Annotated in this window: 14 protein-coding genes; 6 read left to right on the top strand and 8 right to left on the bottom strand. The window is 66.9% G+C overall.

What is annotated here, in order from left to right:
• Positions 1–20 precede the first annotated feature (20 nt).
• The gene (gene ispD / locus AC1DFU_RS12045) at positions 21–773 is read right to left on the bottom strand and encodes a 2-C-methyl-D-erythritol 4-phosphate cytidylyltransferase (protein ID WP_143093869.1); all 753 of its coding nucleotides are present in this window, start codon (positions 771–773) and stop codon (positions 21–23) included.
• A 171-nt stretch (positions 774–944) separates the two neighbouring features.
• Between ispD and mfd the strand changes: the two genes are divergently transcribed.
• The 6 genes from mfd to AC1DFU_RS12015 all read left to right on the top strand — a co-directional run bounded on the left by mfd (position 945) and on the right by AC1DFU_RS12015 (position 9,011).
• A complete protein-coding gene (gene mfd, locus AC1DFU_RS12040) occupies positions 945–4,394 on the top strand; it encodes a transcription-repair coupling factor (protein WP_441591138.1) in 3,450 nt (1,149 codons plus the stop codon).
• Between the two features lie 45 nt (positions 4,395–4,439).
• Positions 4,440–5,654 (top strand): acetylornithine deacetylase, encoded by a 1,215-nt coding sequence (gene argE, locus AC1DFU_RS12035; protein ID WP_441591139.1) that lies wholly within the window; start codon positions 4,440–4,442, stop codon positions 5,652–5,654.
• Positions 5,655–5,743: 89 nt separating this feature from the next.
• A complete protein-coding gene (gene serB / locus AC1DFU_RS12030; RefSeq protein ID WP_441591140.1) occupies positions 5,744–6,598 on the top strand; it encodes a phosphoserine phosphatase SerB in 855 nt (284 codons plus the stop codon).
• Positions 6,599–6,773: 175 nt separating this feature from the next.
• Entirely contained in the window at positions 6,774–7,082 is a 309-nt protein-coding gene (locus AC1DFU_RS12025; protein WP_441591141.1) for a hypothetical protein, read from the top strand.
• Entirely contained in the window at positions 7,079–7,369 is a 291-nt protein-coding gene (locus AC1DFU_RS12020; protein WP_441591142.1) for a hypothetical protein, read from the top strand. Before AC1DFU_RS12025 ends, AC1DFU_RS12020 begins: the two co-directional genes overlap by 4 nt.
• A 10-nt stretch (positions 7,370–7,379) precedes the next feature.
• Entirely contained in the window at positions 7,380–9,011 is a 1,632-nt protein-coding gene (locus AC1DFU_RS12015; RefSeq protein WP_441591143.1) for a PepSY-associated TM helix domain-containing protein, read from the top strand.
• Between the two features lie 49 nt (positions 9,012–9,060).
• Here AC1DFU_RS12015 and AC1DFU_RS12010 read toward each other — a convergent pair whose 3' ends face one another.
• The 7 genes from AC1DFU_RS12010 to AC1DFU_RS11980 form a co-directional block, all read right to left on the bottom strand.
• Complete coding sequence (locus AC1DFU_RS12010; protein ID WP_092292946.1) at positions 9,061–10,272, bottom strand: cystathionine beta-lyase; 1,212 nt, start codon at positions 10,270–10,272, stop codon at positions 9,061–9,063.
• Positions 10,273–10,360: 88 nt separating this feature from the next.
• A complete protein-coding gene (locus AC1DFU_RS12005) occupies positions 10,361–10,963 on the bottom strand; it encodes a hypothetical protein (protein WP_092292944.1) in 603 nt (200 codons plus the stop codon).
• 32 nt (positions 10,964–10,995) lie between these two features.
• Positions 10,996–12,180 (bottom strand): beta-ketothiolase BktB, encoded by a 1,185-nt coding sequence (gene bktB, locus AC1DFU_RS12000; protein ID WP_441591144.1) that lies wholly within the window; start codon positions 12,178–12,180, stop codon positions 10,996–10,998.
• A gap of 103 nt (positions 12,181–12,283) precedes the next feature.
• Positions 12,284–13,675, bottom strand: coding sequence for a 30S ribosomal protein S12 methylthiotransferase RimO (gene rimO, locus AC1DFU_RS11995; protein ID WP_441591145.1), 1,392 nt, complete (start codon positions 13,673–13,675; stop codon positions 12,284–12,286).
• Positions 13,676–13,864: 189 nt separating this feature from the next.
• On the bottom strand, positions 13,865–14,416 hold the full coding sequence (gene phaR / locus AC1DFU_RS11990) for a polyhydroxyalkanoate synthesis repressor PhaR (protein ID WP_092292938.1): 552 nt from the start codon (positions 14,414–14,416) through the stop codon (positions 13,865–13,867).
• A gap of 331 nt (positions 14,417–14,747) precedes the next feature.
• Positions 14,748–15,488, bottom strand: a complete 741-nt coding sequence (locus AC1DFU_RS11985) for a 3-ketoacyl-ACP reductase (RefSeq protein ID WP_092292936.1) — start codon at positions 15,486–15,488, stop codon at positions 14,748–14,750.
• Positions 15,489–15,626: 138 nt separating this feature from the next.
• Positions 15,627–16,808 carry an acetyl-CoA C-acetyltransferase gene (locus AC1DFU_RS11980; protein ID WP_092292934.1) on the bottom strand — a complete coding sequence of 394 codons (1,182 nt, stop codon included), beginning with the start codon at positions 16,806–16,808 and terminating at the stop codon, positions 15,627–15,629.
• Positions 16,809–16,863 lie beyond the last annotated feature (55 nt).

Genomic DNA, 16,863 nt, shown 5'->3' with positions numbered 1-16,863 from the left:
GCGACTCCTCTGAAAAATGCTTAACGGTCAGCCAGCGGGGCTGCCGGCGCGAGCAGGATGTCCGCCAGCGCGAAATCCTCGGGGTAGGTGACCTTGAAATTGCGCAGCGAGCCGTTGACCAGGCGCGGATGCAGGCCCAGGCGCTCGATGGCGCTCGCCTCGTCGGTGACCACGGCGCCGGCGGCCAGCGCCTCCTGCAACGCCTGGCGCAACACGCCTACGCGGAACATCTGCGGGGTCTGGGCCTGCCAGAGCCCTTCGCGCGGCACGGTGGCGCCAATCCGCACGCCAACCTGGGTGCCTTCGTCCGCCCGCTTGAGCGTATCGGGCACCGGCACCGCCAGAATGCCGCCGATGGCCGCATCGGCCTCGTCGTCGGCCTCCACGGCGCGGATCAGCGTGTCGATCATGGCCGGCGTCAGTCCTGGGCGGGCGGCATCGTGCACGAGCACCCAGTCGCTGTCCGTGGCGCCGAGCTGGGCCAGGTGATGCAGGCCGGCCAGCACCGAGGCGTGGCGCGTGTCGCCGCCCACGAAGGCGGTATCGAAGCGCAGCCCCGCGAACGCCTCCGCGCCGAAGCGCGATTCCAGCGGCATATCGTCCGGCGCCAGCACCAGCGCGGTGGCGCTGATGCGCTCACAGGCGGAAAAGGCGGCCAGCGCGTGCCAGATCATCGGGCGGCCGGCCACGGTCTGGTATTGCTTGGCGACGTGGCCGCCGGCGCGGCTGCCGGTACCGGCACAGGGAATCAGGGCGAAGCGGCGAGCAGACACAGGGTAGCGGGGCGAAGTAGGAATAAGACGGGCGGCGGACCGGCCGGTGCGCATTCTATAATACGGCCCTTGTCCACCGCCACGGAGATCCCTTCCGGGGCCGGACTATCATGGCCAACCCCCGCCCGCGCTGCCGGCGGGGCGCTGTCGTTTCGATCGCCCTTGCTGCCAATGCCTGACATCCACGCTGTCACATCCTTCGCCAACCTGTCGCTGGTCAAGCCCGGCATGCGTCACGCGGTGGCCGGCCTGACCGGCTCCGCCGACGCCCTGCTGGTAGCCGCCTACGCGCGCCAACACAAGGGCGCCCTGCCGATGCTGGCAGTGATGTGCGCCAACGCCACCGACGCCCAGCGCCTGGCCGAGGAAATCCCGTGGTTCGCGCCCGAACTGCGTGTGCGGCTGCTGCCGGACTGGGAAACGCTGCCCTACGACAGCTTCTCGCCCCACCAGGACCTGGTATCCGAGCGGCTGGCCACGCTGCACGACATCCAGACCGGCCAGTGCGACGTGATGCTGGTGCCCGCCTCCACCGCGCTGTACCGGCTGGCGCCGCCGGCCTTCCTGGCCGCGTACACCTTCTTCTTCAAGCAGGGCGAGAAACTCGACGAAAACGCGCTCAAGGCCCAGTTCACACTGGCCGGCTACGAGCACGTCAGCGCGGTCATGCGCCCCGGCGAGTACAGCGTACGGGGCGGGCTGATCGACCTCTTCCCGATGGGCTCGGCCCTGCCGTACCGGATCGACCTGTTCGGGGATGAGATCGAGACCATCCGTGCCTTCGACCCCGACACCCAGCGCAGCCTGTACCCGGTGAAGGAAGTGCGCCTGCTGCCCGGGCGCGAGTTCCCGCTCGACGAAACCGCCCGCACCGCCTTCCGGGGCCGCTGGCGCGAGGTGTTCGAGGGAGATCCGACCAAATCGCCGATCTACAAGGACATTGGCAACGGCGTGCCGTCCGCCGGCATCGAGTACTACCTGCCGCTGTTCTTCGAGGAAAGCGCCAGCCTGTTCGATTACCTGCCCGCCGGCACGCAACTGGCGTTCGCGGGCAATATCGACGAGGCCATCCGCCGTTTCTGGGCCGATACCACCCAGCGCTACACCTTCATGCGGCACGACCGCGAACGCCCGCTGCTGCCGCCGGCGGACCTGTTCCTGTCCGAGGAGCAGTTCTTCGTAGCCGCCAAGCCGCTGGCGCGCGTGGTGCTGCAGCGCGAGGCCACGGCCGAGCAGGCACCGTTCTCGGCTGCCCTGCCCGATGTCTCGGTCAACCGCCGCGCCGAAGACCCGCTGGTCAACCTCGAGGCCCTGCTGCTGAACAAGGCCACGCGCGTGCTGATGTGCGCCGACTCCGCTGGCCGGCGCGAGACGCTGATGCAACTCTTCGCCGAAAGCGGCCTGCGTCCGCAGCCAGTGGACGACTTCGCCGCCTATCTGGCCGGTGACGCGCACTTCTCGATCGCCGTGGCGCCGCTGCAGAGCGGCTTTGCGCTGCCGCAGGCGCAACTGGCCTTCGTGACTGAGGCCGAGCTCTACGCCGGCACCGCGCGCCGCACGGGCCGCCGCAAGCAGGAACAGGCCAGCGCCGTCGATTCGATGGTGCGCGACCTCGCCGAACTGAAGATCGGCGACCCCGTGGTGCATAGCGAGCATGGCATCGGCCGCTATCAGGGGCTGGTGACGATGGACCTGGGCCAGGGCGAGGAGGAATTCCTGCACCTGGACTACGACAAGGGCAGCAAGCTGTACGTGCCCGTGCACCAGTTGCATGTGATCTCGCGCTACTCGGGCGCCGATCCGGAATCCGCGCCGCTGCACCACCTCGGCTCCGGCCAGTGGGACAAGGCCAAGCGCCGCGCCGCGCAGCAGATCCGCGACACCGCCGCCGAGCTGCTGAACCTGTACGCACGCCGCGCCTTGCGCCAGGGCTTTGCCTTCCCACTCCAGCCCAAGGACTACGAGACCTTCGCCGAAAGCTTCGGTTTCGAGGAAACCCCCGATCAGGCCGCCGCCATTTCGGCTGTGATCGCCGACATGACCTCCGGCAAGCCAATGGACCGACTGGTCTGCGGCGACGTGGGCTTCGGCAAGACCGAGGTGGCCCTGCGCGCCGCCTTCGTGGCCGTGCTCGGCGGCAAGCAGGTGGCCATGCTCGCGCCGACCACGCTGCTGGCGGAGCAGCACTTCCAGACGTTGTCCGACCGTTTCGCGGAATGGCCGGTGCGCATCGTGGAGCTGTCGCGCTTCAAGACCAAGAAGGAGATCGACGCGGCCATCAAGCAGATTAACGAGGGCACCGTCGATATCGTCATCGGCACGCACAAGCTGCTCTCGGACGACGTGAAGTTCCAGCGCCTGGGCCTGGTCATCATCGACGAGGAACACCGCTTCGGCGTGCGCCAAAAAGAGGCGCTCAAGACACTTCGCGCCGAGGTGGACGTGCTGACGCTCACCGCCACCCCCATCCCACGCACGCTGGGCATGGCGCTGGAGGGCCTGCGCGACTTCTCGGTCATCGCCACGGCGCCGCAGAAGCGGCTGGCGATCAAGACCTTCGTGCGACGCGAGGAAGACGGCGTGATCCGCGAGGCCATCCTGCGCGAGCTGAAGCGCGGCGGGCAGGTCTACTTCCTCCATAACGAGGTCGAGACCATCGAGAACAAGCGCGCCCGGCTGATGGAACTGGTGCCCGAGGCGCGTATCGCCGTGGCCCATGGCCAGATGCACGAGCGCGAGCTGGAGCGCGTGATGCGCGATTTCGTGGCGCGGCGCGACAACATCCTGCTCTGCACGACGATCATCGAGACCGGCATCGACGTGCCGACCGCCAACACCATCCTGATCCACCGCGCCGACAAGTTCGGCCTGGCCCAGCTGCACCAGCTGCGGGGCCGCGTGGGTCGCTCGCACCATCAGGCCTACGCGTACATGCTGGTCCATGATGTCGATGGCCTGACCAAGCTGGCGCAGCGCCGGCTCGAGGCCATCCAGCAGATGGAGGAACTCGGCTCCGGCTTCTACCTCGCCATGCACGACCTGGAAATCCGTGGCGCCGGCGAGGTGCTGGGCGACAAGCAATCGGGCGAAATCCACGAAATCGGCTTCCAGCTTTATACGGACATGCTCAACGCCGCCGTGAAGGCGCTCAAGGCCGGCAAGGAGCCGGACCTGATGGCCCCGCTGCAAGTGACCACCGAGATCAACCTCGGCACGCCGGCGCTGCTGCCGAACGACTATTGCGCCGATGTGCACGAACGGCTGTCGCTCTACAAGCGGCTGGCCAACTGCGAGACGGCCGAGAGCGTGGACAACATCCAGGAAGAGCTGATCGACCGCTTCGGCCGCCTGCCGCCGCAGGCGCAGGCGCTGGTGGAGACGCACCGGCTGCGTATCGCCGCCGTGCCGCTGGGCGTGCGCAAGATCGATGCGGGCGAGGCCACCATCAGCATGCAGTTCGTGCCGAACCCGCCGATCGACGCCATCCGCATCATCGACCTCGTGCAAAAGAACCGCCATATCAAGCTGGCCGGGCAGGACAAGCTGCGCATCGAGGCCAAGATGCCCGATGTGGCCGTGCGCGCCCAGACCATCAAGCACACGCTGCGGCAACTGGCGTGACGGTGTAGCATCGCATCCTTGACGAATCAATCATCTTTCCGCCCCATGCCTGCCCACGCCAATGCCCAATCTTCCGCCACCGCAGCCAAGCCGCGCGGCAGTGCGCTCGACTGGACCGAGCGGCTGGTGTCGTACGACACCACGTCGCGCCATTCGAATCTCGGCCTGATCGAGGCCGTGCGCGACCACTTCCTGGCCAAGGGGCTGCGGCCGCACCTGAGCTACAACCCGCAGGGCGACAAAGCCAACCTGTTCGTGACCGTGCCGGCGGCCAATGGCGCCACCGATGGCGGCATCGTGCTGTCCGGCCACACTGACGTGGTGCCGGTGGACGGCCAGAACTGGACCACCGACCCGTTCAAGCCGGTGATCCGCGACGGCAAGCTCTATGGCCGGGGCACCTGCGACATGAAGGGCTTCATCGGCACCAGCCTGGCGCTGCTGCCGACCATCCTGGAGGCCAGGCTACGCGAGCCGGTGCACTACGCGCTGTCGTTCGACGAGGAAATCGGCTGCATGGGCGCGCCGTATCTTCTGGCCGAATTGCGAGACCGTGGCGTGCGGCCGGGCGGCTGCATCGTCGGCGAGCCGACCAGCATGCGCGTGATCGTCGCGCACAAGGGCATCAACGCCTACCGTTGCTGCGTGAAGGGTCAGGCCGCGCATTCGTCGCTGACGCCGAATGGCGTGAACGCCATCGAATACGCGGCGCGGCTGATCTGCTTCATCCGCGACATCGCCGATGAATTCAAGGCCAACGGCCCGTACGATCAAGCCTTCGACGTGCCGTTCACGACCGCCTCCACCGGCACGATCCAGGGCGGCATCGCGCTGAACACCATTCCGGCGCTGTGCGAGTTCGTGTTCGAGTTCCGCAACCTGCCGGGCGTGGATCCCGAGGCGATCTTCGCGCGGATTCAGGAATATGCGAATGGCGTGCTGCTGCCGAAGATGCGCGCCGAACATGCCGACGCGGGGCTGACGCTGGCGAAGATTGCCGCTGCGCCGTCGCTCGACGCTGCCGAGGCCGACGCCATCACGCAACTGGTGCGCGCACTGACCGCTGACCGGGACACCAACAAGGTGGCCTATGGCACCGAGGCCGGCCTGTTCCAGCGCGCCGGCATCCCGGCCGTGGTCTGCGGCCCCGGCGACATCCAGCAAGCCCACAAGCCGGACGAGTTTGTCGCCCTCGACCAACTGGAAGCCTGCGAAGCCTTCCTGCACAAGGTGGTGGACAGCCTGCGCGTGGCCGCCTGAGCTGCTTGAGCGTTTGAGCAGGAGGGCGGTGCGCTTACAATATCGCCTTCCTCGCTTTGCGCGCCCCGCCCCGACTTCCCCCTGCCGTCATGCCCCTGATTCTCCAGAGCCTGTCCCCGCTGTCGCCCGCCGATCTCGACGCCATCCGCCCCATCGCCGACGCTTCGGCCTTCACGCTGCGTGCGGCCAACGTCGCGGCCGCCGATGACTGCGCCCCGCTGACGCCCGCACTGCACAAGGCGCTGGACGAAGCCTGCGGCCCACGCGGCATCGACTGGGCCGTGGTGCCGGCCGGGCGCAAGCTCTCGGACTTCCGGCTGGTGGCCATGGACATGGACTCGACGTTGATCACGATCGAGTGCATCGACGAAATTGCGGACTTTTGCGGGCTGAAGGCCGAGGTTTCGGCGATCACGGAAGCCGCCATGCGCGGCGAGATCACCGATTTCAATGAAAGCCTGCGGCGCCGCGTGGCCCTGCTGAAGGGGCTGGATGCCAGCGTACTCGACCGCGTCTACGCGGAGCGCCTGCGCCTGTCCCCGGGTGCCGAGCGGATGCTGCAGACCGTGCAGGCGCTGGGCATGCGCACGCTGCTGGTGTCGGGCGGCTTCGTCCATTTCACCGACCAGCTCAAGCCGCGCCTGAAGCTGGACTTCACGCGCGCGAACACGCTGGAGATTGTCGATGGCAAGCTCACCGGCGAAGTCGTCGGCGAAATCGTCAATGCGGACGTCAAGGCACGTACGGTGCGCGAGGTCTGCGCGCAGATCGGCGCCGATGTGTCGCAGGCCATCGTCATGGGCGACGGCTCGAACGATCTGAAGATGATGGCCGTGGCCGGCCTTTCCGTCGCCTTCCGGGCCAAGCCGGTGGTGCGCGCGCAGGCCAGCGTGGCGTTCAACCACGTCGGCCTGGACGGCCTGCTGAACCTCTTCCCGCACTAAATCTCCGCCCCCCCAGCCCGCCCGGAGATTGGCTCCGGGCGGCGCCCGCATCGCATTTCCCCTAGTTCTCCACCCCCGTTCGGCCGCCGAAATGTACCGCAACGTATTGATTTCCTTGTGAAAACAAATACGAATCATTATTATTCGGAGTTCCAACCATTCCGATGTTGCCCGCATGCAAGCGTTCGCTGTATTGCTAGGACTGGCGGCGGCTGCGTGCTTGTACCTCGCTGCGCCGAACCAGGTTCTGTTTGTCTCCGCCGACGGTGAAGGCCGCGCGCCCCTGCCGCCCCGGCTGCTGGGTTGGCTCGGCCTGTTGCTGACGGTCGCCAGCGCCTGGACCATGAGCGTGCCCGAAGGCTGGCCCGTGGCCATCGCCGCCACGCTGGTCTCGCTGACCTGCAGCCTGTCCCTGTGGCCGTTCATCGGCACGTGGGTCCACCACCGTCGCGGGCTGGCCCGCCGGGAAGGGAGCGCAGCATGATGGGCACGAAATGGCTTGCCGGGACACTGCTGGGCCTGCCCCTGGCCCTCGCGCTGTGCACGCTGGGCATCCTCTGGCTGCCGGGCGGCTGGCATGGCGGCGTGGTCGCCGCAGTGCTGCTCAGCTTCGTCGCCTGGGTCACGCTGATCAGCCTGAGCCTGCTGTTCCGCACCAGCATGGCCGCGTGGCTCTGGCTGGGGGGCGCCAACCTGATCTGCTTCGGCCTCCTGTGGGCGCTGCGCCTGACGAACACCATGCCCGCCGCGTCCGCGCTGGCCGGGTCGTGAGGACCTCTCCATGAAACCCAATACCCTGCGCCTTTACCAGACGCTGCATACCTGGGTCGGCCTGATGGCCGGCTGGGCGCTCTTCATCGCCTTCTTCGCCGGCGCCATCACGATCTTCCACCACGAGCTGCACATCTGGCAGAACCCGGCCCGCCTGGAAGGCCGTCACGCCACCGAGGTCCACGTGGAGGGCCCGGCCGTCGACGCCTTCGTCCAGAAGCTGGTGGCCGTGCATCCGGATGCCGCCGCCAGCGTCTACGTGGCCCTGCCGAGCAAGGAAGAGCCCGATTTCAACGCCTACTGGCAGGACAAGGCCGGTGCGTGGCACACCATCAATGGCACGGCGCTGAACGGCGACGCCGCCGCGCAGCGCAACACCTCGCTCGACCACGTGACCGGCGAGCTGTCGGCGTTCCTGAACTCCCTGCACTACTCGCTCGGCCTGGGCCAGAACGGCACCTACTTCATGGGCGTGATCTCGGTGCTGTACGGGCTGGCGCTGGTGTCCGGCGTGCTACTGCACCTGCCGCGCCTCAAGAAGGACCTCTTCGCGGTGCGGCCGGGCCGCAACCTGAAGCGGTTCTGGATGGACGCGCACAACGTGATCGGCCTGTTCAGCCTGCCGTTCCACATGGTGTTCGCGGTCACGGGCGCGTTCCTGTGCCTGTCGCTGGTCATGGTGATGGTGTTCAACGCGCTCACCTTCAACGGCAAGCTGTTCGAGCAGGTGCCCACCGCGATTGCGGCCACGCCGGAAATGACGGCGGCCGGACGGCCTTCGCCGACCATGCCGGCGGCGCAACTGCTGGCCATCGCGCGCGAGCATGGCGGCGAACGCTTCACGCCGGAAGCCATCCGCTTCCAGCGCTATGGCGATGCCAATGCCGTGGCGGAAGTCCGTGGCGACAGCGAGCGCGCGCTCGGCAATGGCGGCTCGGTGGGCATCCACGCGGCGGCCAACGAGCCGAACGCGGGCAAGCTGATCGCCAACCAGACCCCCGGCGCGCGCGACACCAATCACACGCTGTATAGCGGCGTCTTCGCGCTGCACTACGGCACCTACGGCAACCTGCCCGTGCGGATCTTGTACCTGCTGGCCGGTCTGGCGGGCGCGTTCCTGTTCTATTCGGGCAACCTGCTGTGGATCGAGTCGCGCCGCAAGACGCGCCAGGCCGAGCAGCCGCGCGTGCATCGACTGCTGGCGCAGGCCACCGTGGGCGTGTGCATCGGCACCTGTATCGGCGTGGCGCTGTGCTTCCCGGCCGCGCTGCTGTGGCCTGAGCGCGCCGTGAGCTATGTGTTCTGGCCGGTGTTCCTGCTGGCGGTGGGCTGGTCGCTGGTGCGTCCGCCGGTGCGGGCGGCCGTCGAGCTGCTCTATGTGGCGGCGCTGGCCTCGCTGACTGTGCCGCTCGCCAATGCCCTGCTGACCGGCGACCACTTCGTCGTGGCCGCCCTGCACGGGCGCTGGGGTGTGGCGGGCTTCGATATCGGCGCCATCGCGCTGGCAGTGGGCTATGTGGTGCTGGCCCGCGCCACCCAGCGGCGCGCGCACAACGGCCCGGCGGAATCGGTCTGGGCGCTGCGCCCGGCTACGTCCGAGCAAGCCGCGCAGCCGGCCCTGCGCAAGGCCGACGCGTCCTGATGTGCCGGCGTCTCTCCCCCTCGGGGAGGGACGCCTTCTGCTTCCCTCTTCAGCGCAGGTGCTTTTCCATCGCCTGTTTCAGGTCCGCGATCAGATCGCGTGAATCTTCCAGGCCGATGTAGAGCCGCACCAGCTCCCCCGCATTTTCCCAGCCAGCCGGCGGCCACGTGCCCGCCGGGCGCATGCCCTCCACGTGGTACGGCACGGCCAGGCTGTGCGCCCCGCCCCACGACCAGCCAATCGCATACAGCTTCAGCGCCTCGACGAAGGCATCCACCTGCTCGCGCCCAAAACGGCTGTGCAGGATGATCGAGAACAGCCCGCTCGCGCCGGTGAAGTCACGCCGCCATTCGGCATGGCCGGGGCAATCGGGCAGCGCGGGATGCAGCACGCGGGTCACCTCGGGCCGCTTGGTCAGCCATTCGGCAATCTCGCGTGCGGCGCGGTCGTGCGCGGCCAGCCGCACCGGCATGCTCGCCATGCCGCGCAGGACCAGGAAGCAGTCATCGGCGGACACGCCCCAGCCCATCACCATGCGCGTGCGCTTGAGGCGGTTGTGGAGCGATTCGTCGGCCGTGATCACGGCGCCCATCAGCACGTCGCTGCCGCCCGACTGGTACTTGGTCAGCGCCTGCACCGAGACGTCGATGCCCTTCGCGAACGGCTGGAAGTAGACCCCCGCCGACCATGTGTTGTCGATGGCCGTCAGCACGCCGCGCGCCTTGGCCGCTGCGACGATGGCCTCGGTATCGGGCACCTCCATCGTCACCGAGCCCGGCGACTCGAGCCAGATCAGCTTGGTGTTCGGCTGGATCATCGAGGCGATACTGGCACCCGCCATCGGATGGTAGTAGCGCACGCTCACGCCGAATTCGCGGGCCAGCCACTCGCCATGGTCGCGATTGGGGCCGTAGACGTTGTCCGGCACGAGCACATCGTCGCCCGACTTCAGGAACGCGAAATAGACCAGCGAGATGGCGCCCATGCCAGACGGCAGCAGCAGGGTCTGCCGGCCTCCTTCGATCTGGGCGAGTTGCTGGCACAGCGCCTCGCTGGTGGGCGTGGCGTGCAGGCCGTAGCGCCAGTACGTCTTGGTGGGGTCGCCATAGGCGCGCAATTCGTCCAGATTGCGGAAGACCACGGTCGAGCCGCGATAGGTCGGCGTGGAAAACGAATCAAAGCCCGGCGCGATATCGAGTTCGGGCTGGACGGCGAGCGTCTGGAGATAGCGGGAGGCGTCGGATTGGGAATGGTCGGACACGGCGAGTTCCTCGTTTTGCGGGAGGTCGGATCAGACGTCCGAGCTTACCAGCAAATGCCGGGGTGGCCGAGGGGCCACCACGCCGATGTCAGCGCGAGTTGCCGATCGAGATCGAGGATTTCGGCACGAGCGGCGCGTAGGTGACGCCGCTGCTGGGCCGCATGTCGAACGGCGGAATGACGAGATAACCGCCGAGCGGGCGGATGAAGAACGGCAGCACGATGGCCGGGTTGAAGGCGTCGGTCCAGGTGCCGCTCACCGCGCCATTCTGGTCGATACGGCCTTCCCAGTTGCCCGAGACACGCGTGCCGTCATCGGACTCTTCCATCAGGAAGGCGCCTTCGTTCCATTCGCCGGACAGCAGGCGCACACCGCCCTTGCCGTCGCCGGACGCGTATTCGCCCTGCAGGCTGTCGCGGGTGTCGGTCTTGGCGCCCACGCGCAGCCGCACTTGTTTGTCGCCGACGTTGCCGACGTAGACCGGGAACTTCGCGTACTCGGAGCGCGGCGCCAGCGAGCCGACCGGGCCCGAAGACAACGACGTCCCGCGCCGGGCTTCCCCAGCGCGGATCGCGTCATTGATGCCGAGACTGCCCTGCCCACCCGTCGACAACGACTCGCCGCCAGCCGCCTGGGCGGCCAGCGGGACGAACACCGCAAACGCGGCCACAACGGTCAGGCGGAAAGGCATCGGACGCAGCAAGGCAAACCCCGGATCAGGACTCAGATACGCTCAAAGATAGCAGCAATGCCCTGGCCACCGCCAATGCACATCGTCACGAGCGCATAGCGGCCCTGCACGCGTTGCAGTTCGTGCACGGCCTTGACGGTGATCAGTGCGCCGGTGGCACCGATCGGATGGCCCAGCGAGATGCCCGAGCCGTTCGGGTTGACCTTGGCCGGATCGAGGCCGAGCGCCTTGGTCACCGCGCACGCCTGGGCGGCGAAGGCTTCGTTGGCCTCGATCACATCGAGATCCTTGACCGTCAGGCCGGCGCGTTCGAGCGCGATCCTGGTGGCCGGCACCGGGCCGATACCCATGGTCTTCGGGTCCACACCGGCATGGCCGTAGGACACCAGGCGCGCCAGCGGCTTCAGGCCGCGGCGCTCGGCTTCGGCGCGCTCCATCAGCACCACGGCGGCGGCCGCGTCGTTCAGGCCGGACGCATTGCCAGCCGTCACCGTGCCGTTTTCCTTGACGAAGACCGGCTTGAGCTTGGTCATGTCGTCGATGGTGGCGTCGTGGCGCACGTGCTCGTCGGTGTCGAACACGACATCGCCCTTGCGCGACTTCAGCGTGACGGGAACGATTTGGTCCTTGAAATGGCCGGCCTTGATGGCGGCGGACGCGCGGCGGTGCGACTCCAGCGCAGCCTCGTCCTGCTGGGCGCGCGAGATGTCGTACTCCTTGGCCACGTTCTCGGCCGTCACGCCCATGTGGATGGCGTGGAACGGGTCGTGCAGCGCGCCGAGCATCATGTCGACGAGCTTGGCATCGCCCATGCGCGCGCCCCAACGCGCCATCGGCGCCAGGTACGGCGCGCGGCTCATGCTCTCCGCGCCACCGCCGATGGCCACGTCGGCATCGCCGAGCAGAATGGTCTGGGCGGCGCTGATGATGGCCTGCAGGCCCGAGCCGCAGAGACGGTTCACGGTCAGCGCGGGGGCGTTGATCGACACCCCGCCGTTCACGGCCGCCACGCGGCCCAGGTACATGTCCTTGGGTTCGGTCTGGATCACATTGCCGAATACCACGTGACCGACGTCATCGCCGGACACATTGGCGCGGGCCAGCGCCTCGCGCACGACCAGCGCGCCCAAATCGGTCGGGGCCAGGTCCTTCAGGCTGCCGCCGAAGGTGCCAACTGCGGTGCGCACACCGCTGACAACCACCACTTCACGCGTCATGTCTTGTCTCCATGAGTTCATGTTGCGGCGCACAGTATAGTCCCGCCCACCCAAAAACGAACGACCGTACTTTTACCTAATGTCCCGGACCCGGCAGTGATCTTTAGACCACTTCACCCCACAGGTCGTGACCATCGGCACCGGTGATCTTCACGTGGACGAAGTCGCCGGTCTTGTAGCGTTGCGAGGGCTTCGCGGCCGGGTCGATATAGACCAGACCGTCGATCTCGGGCGCATCGGCCGACGACCGACCCACGCCGCCATCCTGGTTCACTTCGTCCACCAGCACGCGCAGCGTTTGGCCAACCTTGCGCTGCAGGCGGCGTGCGGAAACTTCCTCGGCCACTTCCATGAAGCGCGCGCGGCGCTCCTCACGCACGGCGTCCGGCAGCGCGCCGGGCAGGTTGTTGGCGGTGGCGCCGTCCACGGGCGAGTAGGCGAAGCAGCCCACGCGGTCCAGTTCGGCTTCGGCGATGAAGTCCAGCAGCGTCTGGAACTCTTCCTCGGTCTCGCCCGGGAAACCGGCGATGAACGTGCTGCGGATGGTCAGCTCGGGGCAGATCTCGCGCCAGGCGCGGATGCGATCGAGCGTCTTTTCGGCATTGGCCGGGCGCTTCATGCGCTTGAGCACGTCCGGGTGGGCATGCTGGAGCGGCACGTCCAGGTACGGCAGCACGTTGCCCTGCGACATCAGCGGAATAATCTCATCCACGTGCGGATAGGGGTACACGTAGTGCAGGCGCACCCAGGCACCGTACTGGCTGGCCAGCTCGCCCAGCGCGCCGACCAGTTCGGTCATGCGGGTCTTGAGCGGACGGCCGTTCCAGAAACCGGTGCGGTACTTCACGTCCACGCCATAGGCGCTGGTGTCCTGCGAGATCACCAGCAGTTCCTTGACGCCCGACTTGAACAGGTTTTCCGCCTCCAGCATCACTTCCGCCACCGGACGCGATACCAGATCGCCCCGCATCGACGGGATGATGCAGAACGAGCAGCGGTGATTGCAGCCCTCGGAGATCTTCAGGTAGGCGTAGTGCTTGGGCGTCAGCTTGATGCCGGCCGGCGGCACGAGGTCCGTGAACGGATCGTGCGGCTTGGGCAGGTGCGTGTGGACGGCCTGCATGACCTCGCCCAGCGCATGCGGGCCGGTCACGGCCAGCACCTTCGGGTGTACCGACGAGACGATGTCATGCCCGGCCGCATCCTTCTTGGCCCCCAGGCAGCCGGTGACGATGACCTTGCCGTTCTCGGTCAGGGCCTCGCCGATGGCGTCCAGGCTCTCCTGCACGGCTTCGTCGATGAAGCCGCAGGTGTTGACCACGACCAGATCGGCATCGTTATAGGTACCGCTGATCGCGTAGCCTTCGGCACGCAGCTGGGTCAGGATCTGCTCGGAATCCACGAGCGCTTTCGGACAGCCCAGGCTGACAAACCCCACGCGGGGTAAATTGGCTACGCCGGCCGCGTAAGCCGTTGATTTTTCGTCACTTTTCACTTGTACTTCCTGACTGCATCTTGTGGGGGCCGGCGCAAGGCCGAAGGTGGGGCGAATTCTAACCCAGGGCGGGCGATTGGGCGTCGTGATGCAGAAGCGGGAGCCACTCGCTGCCTCATTCCAGGCGCGCGCGGCGATGGGGGGGAATCCGGATGGCCGGCGGTGCCGGCTCAGGTGTCTCGCGGTGGCTTACTTCTTTTCCTGCTGGTTGAACGGGAACGTGCCGAACATGTTCTTGGCCTGGCTCTGCATCTGTTCCTGCATCTGCACGAACAGATTCTTGCTCTGCTCGATGTAGTTGCTCATCATCCCTTGCATCATCGGGCCCTGCATGTTCATGAACTGCGACCACATGTCCGGGCTGAACGCTTCGCCCGAGTAGAGGCCCTTCGAGTTCTCGGCCAGCTTGTTCTGGATGTCGATGAACGCCTGGATGTTCTTTTCCAGGTAGGTGCCCATCATGCCCTGCATGGCATGGCCGTAGAAGCGGATGATCTGCGACAGCATGGGGCTCGAGAACATCGGCACGCCGCCGGTTTCCTCTTCCAGAATGATCTGCAGCAGGATGCTGCGCGTCAGTTCATCGCCGGACTTGGCGTCCACGACCTTGAATTCCTCGGAATCCATGACCAGCTGCTTGACGTCCGCGAGCGTAATGTAGGTGCTGGTCTGCGTGTCGTAGAGCCGGCGATTCGGGTATTTCTTGATCAGTCGCTCTGCGCCTTTTTTGGTCGTGGCCATCGGTGCTCTATCCTTTGTCGTCGCTGATGCAGGGGGTGCGCATCTGCTGCTGCGCGCTGCTGCACCGCATGCGATGCACTGCGCAATTGGGGGCGCCCGCGCCGCGCTCTAGTTTGGTGCCGGGGGCGCCGCTGACCTGATTCTATGCTCAAGAAAGCACTAAGAAAAGCCACCCCGATTAAGGAAAACCCGCAGCATCGTATGCAAAACGGGCCGTCCTGGCAGCCAGGCGGCCCGTTTTCCGAGGTGCGCCGTGGCACGCTTCCGGCCTGCTGCAGCGCGCTCGGTGCGCCGCAGCAGGCCGGCCGCGCGCCGCGCAGCCAGCGGTCGGTCAGCCCATGTGCAGGCCGCCGTTGAGCGAGAAGTCGGCGCCCGTGGAGAAGCCCGATTCGTCCGAAGCCAGCCACGCGCAGATCGACGCGATTTCCTCCGGCAGACCCAGGCGCTTGACCGGAATCGTCGCCACGATCTTGTCCAGCACATCCTGGCGGATGGACTTGACCATGTCCGTGGCGATATAGCCCGGCGACACCGTGTTGACCGTCACGCCCTTGGTGGCCACTTCCTGCGCCAGCGCCATGGTGAAGCCGTGCAGGCCGGCCTTGGCCGTCGAGTAGTTGGTCTGACCGAACTGGCCCTTCTGCCCGTTCACCGACGAGATATTGACGATGCGGCCCCAGCCGCGGTCCGCCATGCCGTCGATGACCTGCTTGGTCACGTTGAACAGCGACGTCAGGTTGGTGTCGATCACCGCGTCCCAGTCGGCACGCGTCATCTTGCGGAACACCACGTCGCGGGTGATGCCGGCATTGTTGACCAGCACGTCCACCTCGCCGACATCGGCCTTGACCTTGTCGAAGGCGGTCCTGGTCGAATCCCAGTCGGCCACGTTGCCCTCGGACGCCACGAACTCGAAGCCGAGCGCGCGCTGCTGTTCGAGCCACTTCTCGCGGCGCGGCGAATTCGGGCCGCAGCCCGCCACCACCTTGTAGCCGTCACGGGCCAGGCGCTGGCAAATGGCGGTTCCGATGCCGCCCATGCCGCCGGTCACATATGCAATGCGCTGAGTCATATCCACTCCTGTTGGCTCGCTGATCGATGCAAGGGCACCGATCTCTGTTATAGACGCCGACGGCCAAAACCATGTCTCCTGCCGCCGGCTACCCCTCAGTGCAACTCAAATACTCGTTTTCGGCCAGATCGGTCTGACTTAGTTCCGTTCCACGGCCAGTGCCACGCCCATGCCGCCGCCGATGCACAGCGAGGCCAGGCCCTTCTTGGCGTCGCGGCGCTTCATTTCGTGCAGCAGCGTCACCAGGATGCGGCAGCCGGACGCGCCGATCGGATGGCCGATGGCGATGGCGCCGCCGTTGACGTTGATCTTCGACTGGTCCCAGCCCATCTGCTGGTGCACGGCCAGCGCCTGCGCGGCGAAGGCTTCGTTGATTTCCATCAGGTCCAGGTCCTTGACTTCCCAGCCGGCGCGCGACAGGCAGCGCTTGCTGGCCGGCACCGGGCCCATGCCCATCACGGCCGGGTCCACGCCGGCGTTGGCGTAGGCCTTGATGGTGGCCAGCGGGGTCAGGCCCAGCTCCTTGGCCTTGGCGGCCGACATCACCACCACGGCGGCGGCGCCGTCGTTGAGGCCAGAGGCGTTGGCGGCGGTCACCGTGCCGGCCTTGTCGAAGGCGGGCTTCAGGCCGGACAGGCTGTCCAGCGTGGCGCCCTGGCGCACGAATTCGTCGGTCTTGAACGCCACCGGGTCACCCTTGCGCTGCGGAATCAGCACCGGCACGATTTCCTCGTCGAACCGGCCGGCCTTCTGGGCGGCCTCGGCCTTGTTCTGGGAGCCCACGGCGAACTCGTCCTGCGCCTCGCGCGTGATGCCGTACTCCTTGGCGACGTTCTCGGCCGTGATGCCCATGTGGTACTGGTTGTACACGTCCCACAGGCCGTCGACGATCATCGAGTCGACCAGCTTGGTATCGCCCATGCGGAAGCCGTCGCGCGAGCCGGGCAGCACGTGCGGCGCGGCGCTCATGTTTTCCATGCCGCCGGCCACGACGATCTCCGCCTCGCCGGCGATGATGGCGTTGGCGGCCAGCATCACGGCCTTCAGGCCGGAGCCGCACACCTTGTTGATGGTCATGGCCGGCACCATGTCCGGCAGGCCGGCCTTGCGCGAGGCCTGGCGCGCCGGGTTCTGGCCGGCGGCAGCCGTCAGCACCTGACCCATGATGACTTCGCTCACCTGGTCCGGCTTCACGCCGGCGCGCTCGAGCGCGGCCTTGATGACGAGGGCGCCCAGCTCCGGTGCCGGGATCTTGGCCAGCGAGCCGCCAAACTTGCCAACTGCGGTGCGGGCTGCGGAAACGATGACGATGTCGGTCATTTGAAGTCCTTTCGAGATAGCGTGAAGCCAATCGGTACGAAACCCCGGGCCGGTC

The sequence above is a fragment of the Cupriavidus sp. 10L45 genome, from assembly GCF_056395225.1.
This window is presented reverse-complemented; position numbering and strand designations above follow the sequence as displayed.

Bases quoted from the DNA above. Each gene is read 5' to 3' on its own strand.
- mfd (WP_441591138.1), top strand. From the start codon at position 945: ATGCCTGACATCCACGCTGTCACATCCTTCGCCAACCTGTCGCTGGTC.
- AC1DFU_RS12020 (WP_441591142.1), top strand. From the start codon at position 7,079: ATGATGGGCACGAAATGGCTTGCCGGGACACTGCTGGGCCTGCCCCTG.
- AC1DFU_RS12015 (WP_441591143.1), top strand. From the start codon at position 7,380: ATGAAACCCAATACCCTGCGCCTTTACCAGACGCTGCATACCTGGGTC.
- argE (WP_441591139.1), top strand. From the start codon at position 4,440: ATGCCTGCCCACGCCAATGCCCAATCTTCCGCCACCGCAGCCAAGCCG.
- phaR (WP_092292938.1), bottom strand. From the start codon at position 14,416: ATGGCCACGACCAAAAAAGGCGCAGAGCGACTGATCAAGAAATACCCG.
- serB (WP_441591140.1), top strand. From the start codon at position 5,744: ATGCCCCTGATTCTCCAGAGCCTGTCCCCGCTGTCGCCCGCCGATCTC.
- AC1DFU_RS12025 (WP_441591141.1), top strand. From the start codon at position 6,774: ATGCAAGCGTTCGCTGTATTGCTAGGACTGGCGGCGGCTGCGTGCTTG.
- bktB (WP_441591144.1), bottom strand. From the start codon at position 12,180: ATGACGCGTGAAGTGGTGGTTGTCAGCGGTGTGCGCACCGCAGTTGGC.
- AC1DFU_RS11980 (WP_092292934.1), bottom strand. From the start codon at position 16,808: ATGACCGACATCGTCATCGTTTCCGCAGCCCGCACCGCAGTTGGCAAG.
- AC1DFU_RS12005 (WP_092292944.1), bottom strand. From the start codon at position 10,963: ATGCCTTTCCGCCTGACCGTTGTGGCCGCGTTTGCGGTGTTCGTCCCG.
- AC1DFU_RS11985 (WP_092292936.1), bottom strand. From the start codon at position 15,488: ATGACTCAGCGCATTGCATATGTGACCGGCGGCATGGGCGGCATCGGA.